Raw genomic sequence first — 19,327 nt, forward strand, 5'->3', positions numbered from 1 at the left:
GTGCTCGAGCTGTTTCGCGCCCATCCCGCCTTCCTGCGCTTCTGGCTGGCGCAGGCGGTCTCCCAGATCGGCGACCGGGTGCACTCGCTGGCGCTGATCTGGCTGGTCTATCACTGGTCGGGCTCGGCCTCGGCGGTCGGCGTCATCCTCATCGCCACCTCGCTGCCCGGCATCCTCGTCGCGCCCCTGGCGGGGATGGTCTGCGACCGCTACCCGCGCCGTCTGGTGATGATCTGCGCCGATCTGGTCCGCGCCCTGGTGGTCGGCGCGCTCGCCTGGCTGGCCCACGGCGGCGCCCTGGCGCTGCCCGAGCTGATCGCGGCCACGGTGGTGATCTCGATCGCCTCGGCCTTCTTCAACCCGGCGGCGCTGGCGATGGTGCCGGGGCTGGTCGCGCCCGCGGCGCTGCTGCGCGCCAATGCCGCCAGCCAGCTGCTGGTGGGGGCGAGCGCGGTCGCCGGACCGCTGTTCGGCAGCGCCCTGATCGCGCTGATCGGGGTCGCCCTGGCGTTCGCCATCAATGCCGTCTCCTTCCTGCTCTCGGCGCTGTTCATTGCCTCGGTGCGCGAGCCGGCGCGCCGCGTCGCGCCGCGCCTGGGGTTCTGGTCGGAGCTGCGCGCGGGGCGCGAGGCGCTGCGTCGCGCTCCCTTGATCGGCGCGCTGATGGGGCCGGTGGCGGTGGTCAACTTCTTCTTCGCCGCGGTACCCGTGGTCACCCCGGTGTTGGCCGAGGGCGTCCATGACGCCGGCGCCGCCGGGTTGGGGCTGCTGATGGCCTGCTTCGGCGCGGGGATGCTCGGCGGCTCGCTGGCGCTGTCGACGCGGCATCGTCCCGGCGAGCGCCGCGTGGTGCTCGCCGGGTTCCTGGTGATGGCCGGGTGTCTCGTGGTGGTTGCGCTCAGCCCCTGGCTGGCGCTCGCCGGGGCCGGACTCGTCGGGGTCGGGGTCGGGCTCAGCGCCATCAACATCACCCTCATCACCCTGTTCCAGCGTCTGCTGGAGGATGCCAGCCGGGGCAAGATCATGGCCCTGGTGACCGCCCTGGCGCTGTCGCTGCAGCCGCTGGCCTATGGCGTGATGGGCGTGGTCACGGATCTCATCCGCCCGGGTGGGGCCCTGCTGGTCAGCGCGGCGGTGATGCTGCTGATCACGCTCTGGGTTGCCCGGCTGCAAGCCCTCAAGGAGGTGTGCGTTGAATCCTGAGCAGTTCGTGCGCGCGGTCCACGACTCGGTGCCGGCCTATCGCCGCTTCCTCGCCGCGGCCGGGTTGAGCGCGCCGGGGGATTGGGCGGCGCTGCCGCTGATGGACAAGCAGGGCTATCTGCTCGCCTATCCGGTGGAGACGCTCTGTCATGGCGGCAGTCTCGAGGGTTGCCACCTGATCGGCAGTTCCTCGGGGTTCAGCCGCGGCGGCTCGACCTTTTGGCCCAAGCGCCCGGCCGACGAGGGCGACTATGTCGCCGCCATCGAGCAGATGCTGATCGCGCATCACGGCATCGAGCGCAGGCGCACCCTGGTGATGGTCTGTCTCGCCCTCGGTACCTGGATCGGCGGGATGCAGCTGGCCGCGGCCCTGCGCACCCTGGCCGCCAGCGCCCGTCACCCGATCACCGTCGCCACCCCGGGGCTCAACCTGCGCGAGGCCGCAGCGCTGTATCAGCGCTTCCATCAGCAGTTCGAGCAGTGTCTGATCCTCACCAACCCGTCGAACATCAATCTGCTCGGCGCCTTGCTGCGCGCGCACTGCCCGGACCTGACCCCGGGCAGCGTCGCCTTCCCGGTGGTCGGCGAGTTCTTCACCGAGCGCTTCCGCGAGCAGGTGGCGCGCGACTTCGGCCACCCAGTCGAGGCCCCGTTCTGCGTCTGGACCGGCTACGGCTCGGCCGATACCGGGGATCTCGGCGTCGAGACCGCCGCGACCATCGCGCTGCGCAAGTGGCTCGCGCCTCGTCCCGAGCGGCTGCGGGCGCTGTTCGGCCGCGCCGAGGCGCCGATGCTGCTCGCGCCCACGCCCAAGGCGCTGATCGAGATCATCGGCGGCGAGATCGTGGTTACCAAGGACCAGTTGATCCCGTTGGTGCGCTACAACACCCGCGACCAGGGCGGGCTGCTCGCGCGCGCGCAGCTCGCCGTCGTGGCGGGGCTGCCCGAGGCGCTGCTCGCGGCGCTGCCCGAGCAGCTCCTCTATGTCCACGGTCGGGTCAGCGACGCGCTGGTGTTCTACGGCACCAACCTGCCGGTGGCGGCGATCGGCGACTTCCTCCTCGGCCTGCCCGAGGCGTTCGGCTACGGCGGCCTGTTCCAGGTGGTGCGGCGCGAGCGCGCGGGCGTCGCGCGGCTGTTCTTCCGGGTCTTCACCCGCGACGGGGCGGGGCGCGCCGAGGACTACGGCGAGCGCCTGCTCGCCTTCCTGCGCGAGCACAGCCTCGAGTTCGCGGCCAAGTACGACAACCTCTGCGCCGCCGCCGGCGGGTCGCTGATCGAGGTCGAGCTGCGCGACATCGCCGCTCTCGACCCGAGCGTCAAGCACCGTTTCATCCTGGACGAGGAGGAGTAGCCGCATGTTTCCCTGGATCGAGTCCGCGCACCAGCTCGGACGTGCCCGCGAGATCTGGCACGCCGCGCTGGCCGCGCCCTTCTTCGCGGCCAAGTACGCCGGCATGCCGGTGCCGATGGACTGGATGCAGTGGCGCGCGCTGCCGGTGCTGAGCCGCCAGGAGCTCTACGACAACGCCTGGCCGCGGACCGGAACCATGCTCACCGTGCCGCCCGAGGGGATGATCGTAACCTCGACCGGGGGCACCAGCGGCATGGCGCGCTATACCGTGCTCACCCATGCCGAGTGGGATCGCTTCTGCGCCGAACAGGCCCGGGCGCTGGCGCTGATCGGGGTCGGGGCGAAGGACCGGGTGGCCAACCTGCTGGTCGCCGGCAGTCTGTGGCCGTCCTTCCTCGGCGGTCACGAGATCATCAAGCGCCTCGGCGCGCTGCACCTGCCGATCTCGGCCAACATCCCGGTGGAGACGGTGCTGCGCTTCTGTCGCGAGTTCCAGCCGACGGTGATGCTGAGCCTGCCGACGCTGTTCGTGTTCCTCGCCGACCTGGCGCTGCGCGACGCCATCCGCTTCCCCGGGCTGCGGCTGATCGCCTATGCCGGCGAGCACATGAGCCCGGCGGTGCGGGCGCATCTGCAGCGCGCCTTCGGCGCCGAGGTCGAGATCCACGCCCTGGCCTATACCAGCGCCGACGCCGGGCTGATGGGTTATCAGTGTCGCCGCTGCGCGCCCAATGCCTATCACGTGCCGAGCGACTTCCAGCTCATCGAGGTCGTCGACATGGAGCGCGGACGGGTCGCTGAGAGCGGCGAGGAGGGCGAGCTGCTGGTGACCAACCTGGCGCGGCGCTCGCAGCCGATCGTGCGCTATCGCATCGGCGATCGCGGCTGCTATACCGGCGAGCCCTGCGCCTGCGGCGATCGCAACCCGGTGCTGCGCCTGGCCGGGCGCGCCGGCGACGACTTCAAGCTCGGCGGCGCCTATGTCGCCATGGCGGTGGTCGAGCGGGCGGTGGAGACGGTCGCCGGGCGCGACGGCATCAGCCCCAACTACTGTCTGCGCATCGCCGACGAGGCCAACCGCATCGCCCTCGAACTGGTGGTCGAGGCCGGCGCCCCGACCGCCGCCGCGCCCCACGCCGAGACCCTGGTCGGCGCGCTGGAGACGGCCATCCCCGAGCTCGGGGTGGCGCGCGAGCGCGGCTATCTGGCGCGGCTCGAGGCCCGCTTCGTCGCGCTCGGCAGTCTCGAGCGCAGCCCGGTGACCGGCAAGGTCCGCCATCTGCACGACCTGAGGGTCGAGGAGCCCGCATCATGAGCGCGATCGCCTCGCTGGACGCACTGTTCGAACTCGATGCCTTCGCCGCCGGCGCGGAGGCCGACCGCCGCTTCCTCGCCGCCGTGCGCGAGGTCTGCGCCCACCACATCGCCCACTGTCCGACCTATCGCCGGCTCTGCGAGCAGGAGGGCTTCGCGCCGGAGCGCCTGACACGCATCGACGATCTCGTCGAGCTGCCCTGGATCATGGTCAACGTCTTCAAGCGCCATCGCCTGCTCTCGGTGCCCGAGCGCGAGCTGGTGGCCACCTTCACCTCGAGCGGCACCAGCGGTCAGCAGAGCCAGATCGCCTGGGACCAGGGCTCGATGGCGCGTCAGGACGCGATGCGCGCGGCGATCGTGCGCGGGCTCGGGCTGGAGTCGAGCGAGCCGGCGAACTATCTGGTGTTCGCCTACGCGCCCGAGGTCGCCGGGGGCAAGGGCGCGGCCCATGCGCACAGCCGCTATACCGCCTTCGCGCCGGCCGCCGAGCGTTTCTTCGCCATCCACGCCGACGCCGAGGGCGCGGCGGTGTTCCGGGTCGAGGAGTGTCTGGAGCAGCTCGCGCGCTTCGCCGCGAGCGGACTGGCGCTGCGGGTGATCGGCTTCCCCGCCTTCGCCTGGCGGATGCTGCGCGAGATGGCGGCGCGCGAGCTGCGCATCGCCTTCCCGCCCGGCAGCCTGATGATCCTCGCCGGCGGTTGGAAGGCGGCCCAGGACGAGGCGGTGCCGCGCGCGCGCTTCGCCGCCGTCGCCGCTGAGCACCTTGGCATCCCGCCCGAGGCGCAGCACGACGTCTACGGCTTCGTCGAGCACGGCGTGCCCTACATGACCTGCGAGGCCGGGCGCTTCCACGTCCCGGTCTATGCCCGCGCGCTCACCCGCCGCCCCGGCGGGCTGGAGCCGCTGGGGCGGGGCGAGCCGGGACTGCTGCAGGTGATCTCGCCCTACAACCTGGCGCAGCCGGCGCTGTCGGTGCTCGCCACCGATTACGCGATCGTCGACCAGGGCTGCCCCTGCGGGCGCGGCGGGCACACGCTCGACATCATCGGGCGCGCCGGCGTCGCCAAGCACCAGGGCTGCGCGATCACCGCCGCCGAGCTGCTCAAGAGCTGAGGGAGCCACGCCATGCACAACTACATCCACGGCGAGATCGACCATGCCGAGGCGCCGCTGACCGGGGCGCGGCTGGAGGCGATCCTCTCGCGCGCGCACGCGATGAAGGCGCGGGTGGCCGCCACCCCGCAGGGCTATCTGCTCGACCTGCTCGATCGCGTCGCGCGGGCCTGGAGCGCGCCGGACTATCCCTACCGGGTCGAGGCGCTGCGGCAGCTGCCCGCGCGGATCGGCTTCAGCCCGGCGATGATCGAGGCCGGGGTCGAGGTGATGGTCGACCTGCTGCGCCGCGAGAGCCTGCTCACCCGCCTGGGCTGCGACCTGGGGGATGCGCGGATGCTCGACGACTGGGTGTTCGATGCCCGCTTCCAGGGGCTGGTCAAGGCCCAGCCGCTGGGGGTGCTGGCCCATGTCTCGGCCGGCAACGTCTTCGTCGGCGGGGTCGACAGCCTGATCCAGGGCATCGTCACCCGCAACGTCAACCTGATGAAGATGTCCTCGGTCGATCCGATCTTCCCGGTGCTCTTCGCCTCCAGCCTGCGCGATCACGACCAGCGCGGCGACATCGCCCGCGCGCTGGCGCTGCTGACCTGGAAGGGCGGCGACCAGGGGGTGGAGCGGGTGCTCAAGCGCGACTGCAACGCCATCGTCGTCTATGGCGGCGCCGACACCATCCGCAGCTATCGCCGTGATCTCGGGCTGCACACCCGGCTGATCGAGTACGGACCCAAGTACAGCTTCGTGATGGTCGCCGCCGATGCGCTCGAGCGGCGCGGGCTGTCCGCCTGCGCCCGACTGATCGCGCGCGATGCGGTGATGTGGGAGCAGTCGGCCTGCTCCTCGCCGCACGTGGTCTATGTCGAGGGGCGCGAGACCGCCGAGCGGCTGATGGCGGCGCTCGGCGCGGCGCTGACCTGCTGGGCCGAGGAGATCCCGCCGGGGGCGATCAGCGGCGATGCCGCGGTCGAGATCGACAAGGTGCGCGAGCTGGCCAAGGTGGAGCGGGCGATGGGCGTGGGCGACCTGCTGCACGGCGGCGGCGCCGGTTGGACGCTGGCGCTGCGCGACGACCCCGAGTTCGAGACCTCGTGCCAGCACCGTACCCTGATCATCAAGCCGGTCGATCGGCTCGAGTCGGTGATCGAGCGGGTCGCGCCGATGGGCGAATACATCCAGACCGTGGCGCTGCTCACCGACGAGGCGCGCGCGCGGCGGCTCGGTCGCGCGCTCTCGGCGCTGGGCGCCGATCGCATGGTCGAGATCGGGCGCATGGCGGTGCGCAAGCACGGCACCCCGCACGACGGCACCCGCGGGCTGGCGACCTTGGTGCGCTGGACCTCGCTGGCGCGCGATCGGCTCGAGCAGGGCGCGGAGAGCGCGCCCTGGCGCCGGCTCGACGATTCGGGCGACAGCTTCGATTTCCTCCCCGACGCCGAGCGCGACGCCCAGACCCGCTCGCGGCTGCTGCAGGTGATCGAGGACTGTCGCCAGGGCTCGCCGCTGTTGCGCGAGCGCTATGCCGGGATCGCCCTGAGCGGACTCGACGATGTGCGTCGGCTGCCGCTGATGTCCGGCGAGGACTACAAGCAGCACCTGCCGCCGCGCGGCGACGGGCTGCTGACGGCGGGCGCGAGCGACGGCTATGTGTTCTCCAGCGGCGGCACCACCGGCGCGCCCAAGTTGGTCTATCGCACCGTCGCCGAGCAGCACGCCAACGCGCTGCGGCTCGGCAAGGGGCTGGCGCTGTCGGTGTTCGGGCCCGGCGACGTGGTCGCCAACCTGCTCTTCGCCGGCAGCATGTGGGCCTCCTTCGTCTCCTACAACCAGGCGCTGGAGGTCACCGGCTGTCGCATCCTGCCGATCTCGGGCAACCTGCCGATGGAGCAGATCGTCGAGCAGCTCACCGGTTACGGCGCCACCGCCATCATCACCATCCCCTCGGTGCTGCTGTCGCTGGCCGAGTACGTCGAGGCGCACGGGGTGGCGCTGCGCATCGACAAGGTCGCCACCGGCGGCGAGCACCTGTTCGCCGGCTCGCGCGCCTATCTCGGCCGGGTGCTCGGCATCACGCGCTTCGCCTCCACCGGCTACACCACCAACGACACCGGCGCCATCGGTTATCAGTGCGCGCACTGCGAGGGCGGGGTGCACCATGTCCACGAGGACCTGCACCATGTCGAGCTGCTCCATCCCGAGACCCTGACGCCCGTGGGGCCGGGCGAGATCGGCAAGGTGGTGGTGACCAACCTGCAGCGGCGGTTGATGCCGACCATCCGCTACGACGTCGGCGACCTCGGGCGCTGGGTCGAGGGCGAGTGCCCCTGCGGACGGCGCACCCGGCGCATGGAGTTGCTCGGGCGCGCCGACGACGTGCTGATCATCGGCGGCGGCAACATCCAGCCCGAGGTGGTGGCGGCGGCGATCGCCGCGGTGCCCGGGCTGGGTGCCCACTTCCAGTTGCGCGCGCGCCTCGACGGGCATCGCGATCAATTGGTGGTGCGGGTCGAGCGCGCCGCCGATACCGCGTCGGAGGACGCCGCCGGGCTCGCCGAGACGCTGTTGCGGCGCCTGCTGCACGACTCCAAGGAGATCCGCGCGATGACCGAGGCCGGGCTGGTGGCGCCGACGCGCATCGAGGTGCTGGCGCTCGACGGTATCGAGCGCAACCCCAAGACCGGCAAGATCCGGTTGACGGTGGACGAGCGCGGCTAGCGCGGATCAGTCCCCGCCCGGCACGCCCGCACCGCGATAGGCCAGCGCCATCAGGGTGATGTCGTCGGCCTGGGGCGTGTCGCCGGCGAAGGCGTGGACCTCGTCGAGGAGGCCCTCGACCAGGCTCCGGGGTGAGCCGGGGCCGAGCGCGCGCAGCGCCTCGCGCAGTCGCGCCTCGCCATAGAGCCCGGCCTCGGCGTCCATCGCCTCGGTGACCCCATCGGTGTAGAGCAGCAGGCGATCGCCCGGCGCGAGCCGGGCGCGCGCGTCGCGATAGTGCGCCCCTTCCATCACCCCGAGCACCAGTTGTCGCTGCGAGGGCAGGGGTTCAACGCTGCCCTCGGCGCGCAGTAGCAGCGGCGGGTTGTGTCCGGCGTTGCTATGGATCAGCTCACCGCTGCGATGATCGAGGATGGCGCAGAACAGGGTGACGAACATGCACCGCGGGTTGTCGCGGGCGAGTTCGGCGTTGACCCGCTCGAGCACCTCGGCGGGGCCGCGCCCGGGCGTGCTCGTCGCCTTGACCAGGGTCTTGGCCACCGCCATGAACAGCGCCGCCGGCACCCCCTTGCCGGCGACATCGGCGATCACCAGACAGTGATGCTCGGCATCGAGGGCGAAGCAGTCGTAGAAGTCGCCACCGACCTCGCGTGCCGGCTCGACCAGGGCGTGGAGCTCGAAGGCGGGGTGCGGCGCCAGCCGTCGCGGCAGGATCGAGAGCTGGATGTCGTGGGCGATGTGCAGCTCGCTGGCGATGCGCGCCTGGGCGGCGGTGCTGGCGGTGAGACGCTCGATGTGATCGCGCAGCGAGCGGGTCATGGTGGCGAAGCCGACGGTGAGGTCGCCGATCTCGTCGGCGCGCGGGTGGACCGGAAGCGGGGTGTCGAGCCGTCCCGCGGCGACCTCGCGGGTCGCCGCGACCAGTCGGCGCAGCGGTCGGGTGATGGCGCGTGCGCTGAGGGTGATCGCCACCAGCATCAGCGCTAGCCCGAGCAGGCCGATGGCGCTGGTGGTCAGCGCCAGGGCGCGGACGTCGTCGTCGATCTCCTCGGCCGGCAGCACTACCACCAGGGTCCAGCCGGGGGGGGCGACCGGGGCGTGATAGAGACGGATGGGATCGCCCGAGACATCGACCCCGTCGATCACGCCGGGGTGCCCCGAGAGCAGTTCGGCGGCGCGTTCGGGATGATGATCGAGCCCGAGCGCCTCGGGCACGGCGTGGATGTCGCGGCGCAGCGCCAGACCGGCCAGGGGATGGGTGATGAAGGTGCCCCCGGCGTCGAGCAGTGCGGCGTGACCGCTGTCGAGGAGGCGCAGCGCGGCGACCTCGCGGGTGAGTCGGTCGAGGTTCAGGTCGAGGCTCACCCGACCGCCGTCGAAGGCGGCGCTCAGCGTCACCATGCGCGCCTGACCGAGGTCGTCGTCGAAGTAGGGGGGCGACCAGGACAGCCCGTCAACCGGCGCCGGGTGGGGCAGGGGCGTGTCCGTCGGGCCGCGTTCGACCTCGCGCCCGTCCAGACACTCGACCTCGGTGCCGCGCCAACGGCAGTCATGGTCGCGTGGGCGTGGCGTGCCGGTCGGGGACGGGGCGAAGAGCAGGGCGCCGCCGAGGACGTCGCGGTTGTCGGCGATGCCCTGACGCAGCAGTTCGCGCGCGCCGGCGTCGTCGAAGTGGCCGTGGTTGAGCGCCGCGGCCAGCGCGCGGGCGGTGCGGACGGCTGCGCTCAGCGGGATCTCGAGGGCGTTGGCGGTGGCCTCGGTCTGGAGGCGCGCGCCGCGGTCGATCTCGGCCTCGAGGGTGGCGAGCGAGCGCAGATAGTCGACCCCGAGTACCGCGAGCAGGATCGCCGAGGTGTAGAGCGAGACGATCAGGCTCAGCCGGGCGGCGATGCTCGGGCGTCTCATCGGCGTGGTTGGCCGGGGAGGCGCATGGTCAGGCGCAGCAGGTTGCCGTCGTCGACCCGACGGTAGTCGAGGGCGTCGACCAGACGGCGGACCAGCACCCAGCCGAGACCGCCGACCGGGCGTGTCGCCAGCGGTCGCGTCAGGTCCGGTGTCGGCGCGCGGGTGCCGTCGAAGGGGATGCCGCCGTCGCGGATCTCGATCGTCAGGCGGTCGTCGGCGTGGTGGGTGCTGATCTCGACCCAGCCTGGCGCATCGACGGGGTAGGCGTGGGTACAGAGGTTGACGAAGACCTCCTCGACGGCCAGCTCCAGCCGTCCCCGGGCCTCGGCTGCGAGCCCGGCCCCTTCGGCCGCCGCGACGACGAAGGCCAGCGCCCGGGGCAGGGCCGCGGTCTCGGCCGGGAGTTCGAGCCGCTGGGTCGTCACCGGCCCCTAGGCGGCGTCGAGCGCCGTGGCGACGGAGTCGTAAGTCTTGAAGATGGCGTCGAGTCCCGCCATCTCGAACACGTCGCGGACATTGCCGGTGAGGCTGGCGAGCAACAGGACGCCGCCCTGCTGCTGCAAGGCCTTGGCGGTGACGATCAGCGAGCGCAGCCCGGCGCTGCTGATGTAGGTGAGCCCGGCGAGGTCGAGTACGATGCGGGTGGCGCCGTCATCGATGAGCGCGAGCGCCCGGGCCTCGTAGCTCGGCGCGGTGAGGGTGTCGAGCCTGCCGCGGAGGGCGATGATCTGCGCACTGGGTGTCTGCTGAACGGCTAGCTCCATGGTTCAATCTCCTCGTTGCGGAGCGCTGTGCTGAGGGTGGTTGGAGGACACCAGCGGCGTTGTGTCGGTGCCCCGCTGGAGCCGAGGGGCACTTGTGGGGAATGGCCGTCAGCCGGGGTGGCTGGCGAGGATGTCAAGGCCCGGTTCCTGGTCGCAGAAAGGCGGGCAGCCCGCAAGCTGCTCTCCGACTGGCTGGGTCGGCGCCTCATGGACCGGGAGCGCGGCGTCGGTGGATAGCCAAGAATGCATGAGCAGGACGGCCGAAGCGGCCCCCAGCGCTGATTTGATCAACATCGTTGTCAGTCCCTTTTCGCATCACTGCCGACATGGCTGTGGGCGTCATGATGCTAGCACCCGTCTCGCTCGTATTGGAAGGCGGGGTGGGGCAGGCGCTGTCGGCGGCGCTGCATCCCGATCGCGATCCGCTGGCCCTTGGCCGACCCGCGGCTGGTCGCTCCGCCTGTCCGTGCCGACTCCTGGCGGGCCTCTTGGCATGCTCTAATCGGCGGGCCGATACGAGGAAGAAGGGGATGATCGCCGCCTTCTCGATGCATTTCGATGCCATGGGTCGTGTTCCCGCGCTCGCTGTCCGCTTGGTAGGGATGGACTCAACTCGAAGGAAGTCGAGGGTGTATGGATTCGCTGTGTGATGTGTACAGTCGACGGGGTGGCCGCTCGGGTGAGCGGCGATCCTGGCAATTTGGCTGGCTGGTCGGTGTCGCCGGGCTGGTGTGTTGGGGGCAGGCACAGGGCGCCGCGCGCACCGAGGCCGATCAGATCGCGGGTCTGCTCGATCTGCTGGAGACCGAGACGCAGCTGGCCACCCGTAGCGGGATGAACGCCGACTTCGTCCCCGGGATGGCGACCATCCTGCTCGGTGACGAGATGCTGGCGCGCGGTGCGCGCACCGTCTGGGAGGCGCTGGCGCTGGTCCCGGGGATGAGCCCGGCGCTCGAGGTGACCGGTGAGCGACAGGTCCTCAGTCGTGGCGTCGGACACGGTTATGGCTCGGGCAACATCAAGGTGCTGCTCGACGGCATGTCGATGAACTCGACCCTGATGGCCACCGCCAATCCGGTGCTCAACATGCCCATCGAGCAGATCGAGCGCATCGAGGTGATTCGCGGGCCGGGTTCGTCGGTCCATGGCGAGTATGCCTTTGCCGGTGTGGTCAATGTCATCACGCGCACCCGAGAGCGCGTGCTCGGGGGCATGGCTGCAGAAGGCGGCGCTCAGGGTGTGACCGGGCGCTGGTTCTGGGAGGACCGGGCGCGTGATCTGGAGGTCTCGGTCAACCTGGCCGGCACCCAGGGCGATGGCGGCAAGGCGTGGGTCGAGCGCGATGCCCTCGACCCGCTCGGACTCGACGGGCTGTCGAATGCGCCGGGACCGGCCAATGCCGCGTTTCGCTATCGTGCCCTCCTCACTGATCTGCGCTGGGGCGCGAGCTTTGCCAGGCTGCGGCTGATCGACGACGCCAATGGCGATCATTTCGGCATCAACCATTTCCTCCCGCCCGACGACGGCAATCTGGCCGCGCGCCAGCGCTATGTGGCGCTGCAGCTGGGCCACCGGATGGCGCTCTCCGAGACGCTCGAACTCGAGCTGCGGGCCGAGGCCATCGAGCATGAACGTGATCGCGATCGATTGTTCGTCTTTCCTGCCGGCTATCTGGCCGATGAGGCGGTGTTCATGGATCAGGACTACCGCGAGCAGCGCTACGAGGCCGTCGCCGATCTCCATTGGTACGGGTTGGAGGGACACGCGCTGCTGCTCGGTCTGGAGGCGGCCCATGTCGAGATCGACGAGGCGAGCTGGGCGTGGTCGGGATTGCCGTTCGCGCTCGAGCCGGAATGGCTCGACACCGCCCGCTCGCGGCGGATCCTCAGTGCGCTGATACAGGACCAGTTCAACCTCGGCGAGCGGGTGATGCTGACCGCGACGCTGCGCTACGACGACTACAGCGACGTCGGCTCGCTGGTCAGTCCGCGGCTCGCTGCGGTCTGGCGGATCGACGCGTCGAACATCCTCAAGCTGCAGTACGCCCGTGCCTTCCGTCCGCCGACCTTCTACGAACTGGAATACGCCCCGGCAGGTGATCTGCACGCCGGCGAGATCGCCAGCTATGAGCTTGGCTATATCTTCAAGCGACCGACTTGGGAGGCGCGACTGATCCTCTTCCACTCCGATCTCACCCGCCCGATCCAGTTCGACGACCAGGGTCTCGACGGTTTCGTCAATGGACCGGATGCTCGGCTGCAGGGGGTCGAGCTGGAGTACCAGCACCGCTTCGGTGCTCGTTTCAAGATCGACGCCAACCTCTCGCTGGTGGACGCACGTCGGCGTGACAGCGATGAGCCGCTGGCCGGCGGCGCCGACCTGCTGGCCAATCTCGCGCTGCTCTGGCGACCGCACGAGCGCTGGACCGCTGCATTGCAGCTGCGCCATGTCGGGCCGCGACATCGCGCCGAGCGCGATCCGCGCGATGCGGTCGATGCCAGTACCCAGCTCGACCTGACGCTGAGCTATCGCCAGGTCGGCGGTGGTCCCTTCCTGCACCTCGGGGTGAAGAACCTGACCGATACCGAGGTCTGGCTCCCCGATCAGCTCACCAGTTATGACGGCGTCGGGCTGGTCTATCCCGATGGCTATCCGACGCCGGGGCGGCGCTGGTGGCTGTCGGTCGGATACAGCTTCTGAGGGCGCTCCGATGTCGCGATGGCGCGTGCTCATCACTCCTCTTGCGCTCTGCTGGCCGCTGCTGCTGGGGGGCTGGCTGTATACCGGGCAGGCAATGGCCGAGCGGACCGGGCTGTGGCCGGAGGACGAGCAGCGATTGCGCGTCGGGTTGAAGCTCTTCCCCGCCTGTCTGGGGGCGCTCGAGGGGTTGGAGAGGCATCTCGGCGCGGGTGATGTGCTGCACGTGGTGGTGGTCTACGAAGGTGCGTTGGATACCGCGCGTCAGGCGGCCCAGGTGCTCGGGGGGGTTGCCACGGTGCGTGATCATCCGCTGCGGGTCGAGACCCTGCCCGCCCACGAACTCGATGCCGAGCGCTGGCGCCGGGGGCCGCCGGGGGCGATCTTCGTCGCCACCCCGGGTCTGTCGAGCGGACAGCTGCGCACCTGGTCGCGCGAGCACGGTGTGCTGGTATTCTCCCCCTTTGCCGGCGACGTCGAGCGTGGCGCCGTGGCCGGTCTGCACGTGGCCGACCGTATCCTGCCGCTGGTCAATCTCGGGCAGGCCGAGCGTGCCGGGATTCGGTTCCGCTCCTTCTTCCTGCAGGTGGCCAAGATCCATGAATAAAGGCGCAATGGTGATGCTGGGCCAGGCGTCGCTGAGATTCGAGCGAGTATTGGCGCTGATCTTCGCGCTGCTGGGTGCCACCATCATCGCCGTCAGCAGCGTCTACTGGATGTTCGCGCTCGAACCCCTGTTGCGCGAGCACTACGAGAGCCAGTCACGCGCCTTTGCCCAGGCCCAGGCCCCGGGACTCGAGCGGCTGCTCGACGGTACGGCCCGCCCCGAGTATCTGCGTGGCGAGCTGCAGGCGGCGCTCGATGCCATCCTGCTGCTCGAGGACCAGTCGACCGGCATCGCCTTCATCCATCGCATCGAGCTGGTGCTCGACTACGACATGCTGGATCTGCCCAAGGGGTGTCTCGACATGACGCGTGGCGACCTGGGCTGCGAGAGTTGCGTGCTGGTGCCGATCGCGCTCTATCACCCGCGCGACCATCTGCTCATCGGGGTGGTTCGGTTCTACGCCAATCCCGAGTTCCTGCAGCAGCTGATCGCCGGGGTGCGTGGCAAACTGCTGTGGGGTGCGGGGACAATGTTGGTGCTGATCACCCTGGCCTGGGTCGGTATCAGCCGCTTGCTGCGCCGCCTCGGCGAGAGCGAGTCCAACCTGCGCAGTGTCTTCGAGGCGGCCTCTTTCCCGATGGTGCTCCACGAGCCGGGGCGGCGCAGCCTGTCGCGGGCCAACGAGGCGGCGCGCCGTTATCTCGCGCTGGAGGGGATGGCCGGCGATCTGAACAGTGAGGACTGGCGCTATCTGCTTGCCGCCGGACTGCCGAGCGGTGATGGCGAGCAGCGCGAGATGTGTATCCCGACCGAGGACGGCGAGTTGCGCTGGGCGCTGGTGTCGACGGTCGAGCTGCGCTTCTCGGGAGGTCAGGGGCGGCTGGTGTCGCTGGTCGATGTCACCCGACTGAAGGCGATCCAGGAGGAGCTGCGCGCGGCCTCCTTCACCGATGGGTTGACCGGCCTCTACAACCGCCGCTATCTGTTCTCGATGCTGGGCAAGGAGGTGGACATGTTCCACCGCTATCATCAGCCGCTGTCGATCTTTCTCTTCGATCTCGACGACTTCAAGAAGATCAACGATCAGTACGGCCATCCGGTGGGCGACGAGGTGCTGGTGCGGGTGGCCGAGGAGCTGCGCCAGTGCGTTCGCGAGGTCGATGTGATCGGGCGTTATGGTGGCGAGGAGTTCATGGTGATCCTGCCCCATGCCCATCTCTCGGCGGCCCGTGAGGTGGCCGAGCGGATCCGGGTGCAGGTCAGCGCGCTGGGGTGGCCGCAGGCGGGGTTGCGGGTGACCATCAGTGGCGGTGTGTGCGAGTTCAACGGCGTCTCCGTCGACGCCTTCGTCAAGCTCGCCGACGACAGCCTCTATCGGGCGAAGAAGGCGGGCAAGGATCAGGTCTTGACCGATATGTCGCCAACCGGGGTTGAATTGCTCGATCAACGCCCCGACATTGGGGGCGCTCGCCAGCATGGGCGAGACGGATGAACCGACCGTCAGTTACGTTTAAGGGAGATAGTCAATGAAACGCATGCCAGCCAGCGCTGTCGCCGGCGTCCTCGCCGTCGCGCTCGCCAGTGTCGCCTCCGCCGCCGAGCTCAAGCCCGAGGATCAGATCCAGTACCGTCAGGCCGGCTACAGCTTCATGGCTTGGAACATGGGTAAGATCAAGGCCAACCTCCAGGGTGACTTTGATCAGGGGCAGGTCGAGGCCGCGGCCAACGCCATCGCCGCGATCGCCAACTCGGGCATGGGCGCGCTCTACGGTCCCGGCACCGACAAGGACGTGGGCGACGTCGAGACCGACGTCAAGCCCGAGTTCTTCGAGAACATGGAAGAGGTCGGCAAGGTGGCGCGTAACTTCATCGCCGCCGCCAACAACATGGCCGAGGTCGCCGCCGCTGGCGATCAGGCCGCGGTGCAGGATGCCTTCGGCAAGCTCGGCCAGAGCTGCAAGTCCTGTCACGACAAGTTCCGCGCCGACGACTGATCGCCCGGCCCGGGTCCGGTGACGGACCCATGGAACGACGAGGCCGCCTCCGGGCGGCCTCTTGCGTTATCGCCTCACCAGGCCGGGATGCTGCCCGGCGGTGGTGGCGGTGGCGGGGCGGGCAAGAGCCCGCCGGCGGCGATCCACACCACCAGCGCCGCGACCAGCAGCGCGAACACCAGGGCGATCGGTCCACCGCCGCGCGCCGAGGGGATGGCGGGGTCGTCGACCTCCTTGACGCCGTTGATCATCGGGATGACCAGGTTGTTCTTGCGCACCAGGGCGTAGAACAGCATCGCCGCCACGTGCAGCGAGACCAGCGCGATGATCAGCCAGTAGGCCTGGCGGTGCAGCCCGATCAGCCAGTCGCTGACGTCCTTGGAGACCAGCGGGTAGAGCGGTCCCTCGAAGGCGATGTCGTCGTTGCCGAACAGGCCGGTGAGGGTCTGGATGGCGAGGATGCCGAGCAGCACCAGCACCGAGACCGCGCCGAGCGGGTTGTGGCCGACGCCGTGCCAGCGTCCGCGCAGGTAGTCGAGCACCGCGCGCGGGCCGCGCACGAACTGGCTGAAGCGGGCATAGGTCGAGCCGACCACCCCCCAGGTGACGCGAAAGGCGATCAGACCGGCGATCGCCAGCCCGATCCAGCCGTGCCAGGTCATCAGGTTGCCGCCGATCTCGCCGGTGACGTAGGCCGCCACCACCAGCACGAACAGCAGCCAGTGCACGGCCCGGGTCGGCAGATCCCAGAGCCGGATACGGTATGCTTGCATGATGATCGATCCATGGTTCGGTTGAGTCCGGGACGTGATCGGTCACGACCCGGATAAGGGCCGTCGCGCCTCGGGCGGCGACGGTTCCGGACGGCGGGCGCTGACGATCGTCGTTGCGCGCGCTGGCCGCGCGGCGGGACAATCCCGGCACGGGCTCGCGGCCCGCCCGCCGCGGGGTTCGACGCCCGCGCTCGCCATCAGTTTCACCCACCGGGCCGAACCCTGCCAAGCACGCCCCGGCGGACAATCGCTTTTTTCGGAGACACGACCCAATGACCCCAGCAGTGGTGCTGCTCAGCGGTGGCCTCGACTCGACCACCGTGCTTGCGATCGCCAAGGACCAGGGCTTCGCCCCCCATGCGCTGTCGTTTCGCTATGGTCAGCGCCATGGCTGCGAGCTCGACGCCGCCGCGCGGGTGGCCGCGCAGCTCGGGGTGGTCGAGCATGTGATCGCCGATATCGATCTGCGTCGTTTCGGCGGCTCGGCGCTGACCGCCGACATCGCGGTGCCCAAGGGGCGCTCAGCGGAGGAGATGGACTCGGCGATCCCGGTCACCTATGTCCCGGCGCGCAACACGGTGTTTCTCTCCTTCGCCCTGGCCTGGGCCGAGACCCTGGGGGCGAGCGACATCTTCATCGGTGTCAACGCCCTCGACTACTCCGGCTATCCCGACTGTCGCCCCGAGTACATCGCCGCTTACGAGCAGATGGCCAACCTCGCCACCGTCGCCGGGGTCGAGGGGCGTCAGCGGTTGCGGATCCACACCCCGCTGATCGACCTGACCAAGGCCGGGATCATCCAGCGCGGACTGGCGCTCGGCGTCGACTACGCCCTCACCTCCAGCTGCTACGACCCCGACGCGCACGGCCGTCCCTGCGGCGGCTGCGATTCCTGCCTGCTGCGCGCCAAGGGCTTCGCCGAGGCCGGGGTCGCCGATCCACTGCTCAACCGATTCGAGAACCCATGACCGAACGTCTTCTCCATGTCGCCGCCGCCCCCTTCGAGGCGGCCCGTCACGTCTCCGTGCTGCCCGCCGAGCACCGTTGCCGCGCGCTCCACGGCCACAGCTTCCTCGCCCGGGTGCGCACCGAGCTGGCGCCCGGCTGGGCGCCCTTTGCCGGCGCCGAGACCGACGCGCTGCGCGAGCGTCTCGCCGAGGCGGTCGCGCCGCTCGACTATGCCGATCTCAACACCCGGCTGCGGGTGCCCACCGACGAGAACCTGGCGCGCTGGGTGCGCGATCATCTCGCCCTCGATGGGGTCGAATCGGTCGGTATCCACAGTACCCGCGACCAGGGCGTCGACCTCGATGCCGACGGCCATTGCCATCTGTGGCGACGCTTCCGTTTCGAGTCCGCCCACCAGCTGCCCAACGTCCCCGAGGGGCACCAATGCGGGCGGATGCACGGTCACGGCTTCGAGGTCATCCTCCATGCCGACCAGACCCTGGCCGAGGATCAGGACATGGGCGTCGACTACGACTGTATCGACGCCCTCTGGGCGCCGCTCGGCGCCACCCTCGATCATGCCTGTCTCAACGACATCCCCGGGCTCGAGAACCCCACCAGCGAGATGCTCGCCGCCTGGATCTGGGCGCGGCTCAAGCCCGAGTTCGCGCCGCTGTCCTGGGTCAGCGTCTACGAGACGGCGACCGCCGGCTGCCAGTTCGACGGCAGCAGCTACCGGATCTGGAAGGAGCAGCGCTTCGAGAGCGCGCTCAGCCTGAGCGCCGCGCCCGAGGGCGATGCGCGCCGTCGGCTGCACGGTCACAGCTATCTGCTGCGGTTGCATCTGTGTGCGCCGCTCGATCGGGTGATGGGCTGGACGGTCGACTACGGCGACGTCAAGCGGCTGTTCAAGCCGGTCTATGCGCGGCTCGACCATCACCGTCTCGACACCCTGCCGGGGATCGATCAGGCCGCGCCGGGCGCGCTGGCGCGCTGGATCCGCGCCGAGGTCGGCGATGCGCTGCCCGCGCTCGATCGGATCGACCTGCACCAGACCCCGGGTTGTGGCGCGGTGCTCAGCTGGGGGCCGCAGGGCCCGGCGCTGCCGGTATGAGCTACGCGGTCAAGGAGGTCTTCTACACCCTCCAGGGCGAGGGCGCCCAGGCCGGGCGCGCGGCGGTGTTCTGTCGCTTCGCCGGTTGCAACCTGTGGTCGGGGCTGGAGCGCGATCGCGCCACCGCCCGGTGTCGCTTCTGCGATACCGATTTTCGCGGCACCGATGGCGCCGGCGGCGGGTATTTCGTCGACGCCGAGCGACTCGCCGCGCACATCGCCGCGTGCTGGCCGCGCGATGCCGACCCTCAGGCCATCCCTTATGTGGTGTGTACCGGCGGCGAGCCGGCGCTGCAGCTCGATGCCGCCCTGATCGCGGCACTGCACGCGCATGGCTTCGAGGTTGGCGTCGAGAGCAACGGCACCCTGGCACTGCCGGCGGGGATCGACTGGGTCTGTATCAGCCCCAAGGCCGGGACCGAGCTGATGGTGCGCCGTGGCGACGAACTCAAGCTGGTCTATCCGCAGCCCGGCGCCGAGCCCGAGCGCTATGTCGGACTCGCCTTCGAGCACCGTATCCTCCAGCCGCTCGACGACGCCGAGCGCGCGGCCCACACCGAGGCCGCCGCCGCTCACTGCCTCGCCGATCCGCGCTGGCGGCTCGGCATCCAGATGCACAAGCTCGTCGGGCTGCCCTGAGGTCGGCCGCCAGCCGCCAGCGGATTGAACCGCAAAGCCGCAAAGGGCGCGCAGGGATTCAAGCTGCCAGCCATCAGCGGCCAGCCGCCAGTGGATGGTCGGCGTCGACGATAGCGCCACTCCCCATTCGCTGTCAGCGACCGGTTGGCGTGCGTTTCCGACCAACACTCGAAGACAGGCAGTCACTG

At 70.0% G+C, this 19,327-nt stretch carries 16 protein-coding genes; 12 read left to right on the forward strand and 4 right to left on the reverse strand.

What is annotated here, in order from left to right:
• The 5 genes from EDC29_RS04850 to EDC29_RS04870 are packed head-to-tail and all read left to right on the forward strand — an operon-like array spanning position 1 to position 7,699.
• Positions 1-1,203: an MFS transporter gene (locus EDC29_RS04850; RefSeq protein ID WP_132228808.1), complete on the forward strand. Its 1,203-nt coding sequence runs from the start codon at positions 1-3 to the stop codon at positions 1,201-1,203.
• The gene (locus tag EDC29_RS04855; RefSeq protein WP_132228810.1) at positions 1,193-2,557 is read left to right on the forward strand and encodes a phenylacetate--CoA ligase family protein; all 1,365 of its coding nucleotides are present in this window, start codon (positions 1,193-1,195) and stop codon (positions 2,555-2,557) included. Before EDC29_RS04850 ends, EDC29_RS04855 begins: the two co-directional genes overlap by 11 nt.
• A gap of 4 nt (positions 2,558-2,561) precedes the next feature.
• Positions 2,562-3,872: a phenylacetate--CoA ligase family protein gene (locus EDC29_RS04860; protein ID WP_132228812.1), complete on the forward strand. Its 1,311-nt coding sequence runs from the start codon at positions 2,562-2,564 to the stop codon at positions 3,870-3,872.
• The gene (locus EDC29_RS04865) at positions 3,869-4,987 is read left to right on the forward strand and encodes a LuxE/PaaK family acyltransferase (RefSeq protein ID WP_132228814.1); all 1,119 of its coding nucleotides are present in this window, start codon (positions 3,869-3,871) and stop codon (positions 4,985-4,987) included. The genes EDC29_RS04860 and EDC29_RS04865 overlap by 4 nt, the downstream gene beginning before the upstream one ends.
• A gap of 12 nt (positions 4,988-4,999) precedes the next feature.
• Positions 5,000-7,699 carry an acyl-CoA reductase gene (locus tag EDC29_RS04870; protein ID WP_132228816.1) on the forward strand — a complete coding sequence of 900 codons (2,700 nt, stop codon included), beginning with the start codon at positions 5,000-5,002 and terminating at the stop codon, positions 7,697-7,699.
• 6 nt (positions 7,700-7,705) lie between these two features.
• Here EDC29_RS04870 and EDC29_RS04875 read toward each other — a convergent pair whose 3' ends face one another.
• The 3 genes from EDC29_RS04875 to EDC29_RS04885 are packed head-to-tail and all read right to left on the reverse strand — an operon-like array spanning position 7,706 to position 10,368.
• Positions 7,706-9,604, reverse strand: coding sequence for a PP2C family protein-serine/threonine phosphatase (locus EDC29_RS04875; RefSeq protein ID WP_132228818.1), 1,899 nt, complete (start codon positions 9,602-9,604; stop codon positions 7,706-7,708).
• On the reverse strand, positions 9,601-10,029 hold the full coding sequence (locus tag EDC29_RS04880) for an ATP-binding protein (RefSeq protein WP_123143225.1): 429 nt from the start codon (positions 10,027-10,029) through the stop codon (positions 9,601-9,603). Before EDC29_RS04880 ends, EDC29_RS04875 begins: the two co-directional genes overlap by 4 nt.
• 6 nt (positions 10,030-10,035) lie before the next feature.
• Entirely contained in the window at positions 10,036-10,368 is a 333-nt protein-coding gene (locus EDC29_RS04885) for an STAS domain-containing protein (RefSeq protein ID WP_123143224.1), read from the reverse strand.
• Positions 10,369-11,001: 633 nt separating this feature from the next.
• Between EDC29_RS04885 and EDC29_RS04890 the strand changes: the two genes are divergently transcribed.
• From EDC29_RS04890 to EDC29_RS04905, 4 genes are read left to right on the forward strand one after another with little or no spacing between them, the layout of a single operon-like run.
• Complete coding sequence (locus tag EDC29_RS04890; RefSeq protein ID WP_132228820.1) at positions 11,002-13,068, forward strand: TonB-dependent receptor plug domain-containing protein; 2,067 nt, start codon at positions 11,002-11,004, stop codon at positions 13,066-13,068.
• A gap of 10 nt (positions 13,069-13,078) precedes the next feature.
• Complete coding sequence (locus EDC29_RS04895) at positions 13,079-13,672, forward strand: YfiR family protein (protein WP_123140871.1); 594 nt, start codon at positions 13,079-13,081, stop codon at positions 13,670-13,672.
• On the forward strand, positions 13,665-15,164 hold the full coding sequence (locus tag EDC29_RS04900) for a sensor domain-containing diguanylate cyclase (RefSeq protein ID WP_242465920.1): 1,500 nt from the start codon (positions 13,665-13,667) through the stop codon (positions 15,162-15,164). The genes EDC29_RS04895 and EDC29_RS04900 overlap by 8 nt, the downstream gene beginning before the upstream one ends.
• A 34-nt stretch (positions 15,165-15,198) precedes the next feature.
• Positions 15,199-15,666, forward strand: a complete 468-nt coding sequence (locus EDC29_RS04905) for a c-type cytochrome (RefSeq protein ID WP_123140873.1) — start codon at positions 15,199-15,201, stop codon at positions 15,664-15,666.
• Positions 15,667-15,740: 74 nt separating this feature from the next.
• Here EDC29_RS04905 and EDC29_RS04910 read toward each other — a convergent pair whose 3' ends face one another.
• On the reverse strand, positions 15,741-16,439 hold the full coding sequence (locus tag EDC29_RS04910; RefSeq protein WP_123140874.1) for a cytochrome b/b6 domain-containing protein: 699 nt from the start codon (positions 16,437-16,439) through the stop codon (positions 15,741-15,743).
• A 272-nt stretch (positions 16,440-16,711) separates the two neighbouring features.
• On the opposite strand from EDC29_RS04910, the gene queC reads away from it, so the two are divergent.
• Genes queC through queE form a run of 3 tightly spaced genes read left to right on the forward strand, consistent with a single transcriptional unit; the run spans position 16,712 to position 19,139 of the window.
• A complete protein-coding gene (gene queC, locus EDC29_RS04915; RefSeq protein ID WP_123140875.1) occupies positions 16,712-17,407 on the forward strand; it encodes a 7-cyano-7-deazaguanine synthase QueC in 696 nt (231 codons plus the stop codon).
• The gene (locus tag EDC29_RS04920) at positions 17,404-18,501 is read left to right on the forward strand and encodes a 6-carboxytetrahydropterin synthase (protein ID WP_123140876.1); all 1,098 of its coding nucleotides are present in this window, start codon (positions 17,404-17,406) and stop codon (positions 18,499-18,501) included. The genes queC and EDC29_RS04920 overlap by 4 nt, the downstream gene beginning before the upstream one ends.
• A complete protein-coding gene (queE, locus tag EDC29_RS04925) occupies positions 18,498-19,139 on the forward strand; it encodes a 7-carboxy-7-deazaguanine synthase (RefSeq protein WP_123140877.1) in 642 nt (213 codons plus the stop codon). The genes EDC29_RS04920 and queE overlap by 4 nt, the downstream gene beginning before the upstream one ends.
• Positions 19,140-19,327 lie beyond the last annotated feature (188 nt).

It is taken from the genome of Marichromatium gracile, assembly GCF_004343155.1.
GTDB lineage: Bacteria > Pseudomonadota > Gammaproteobacteria > Chromatiales > Chromatiaceae > Marichromatium > Marichromatium gracile.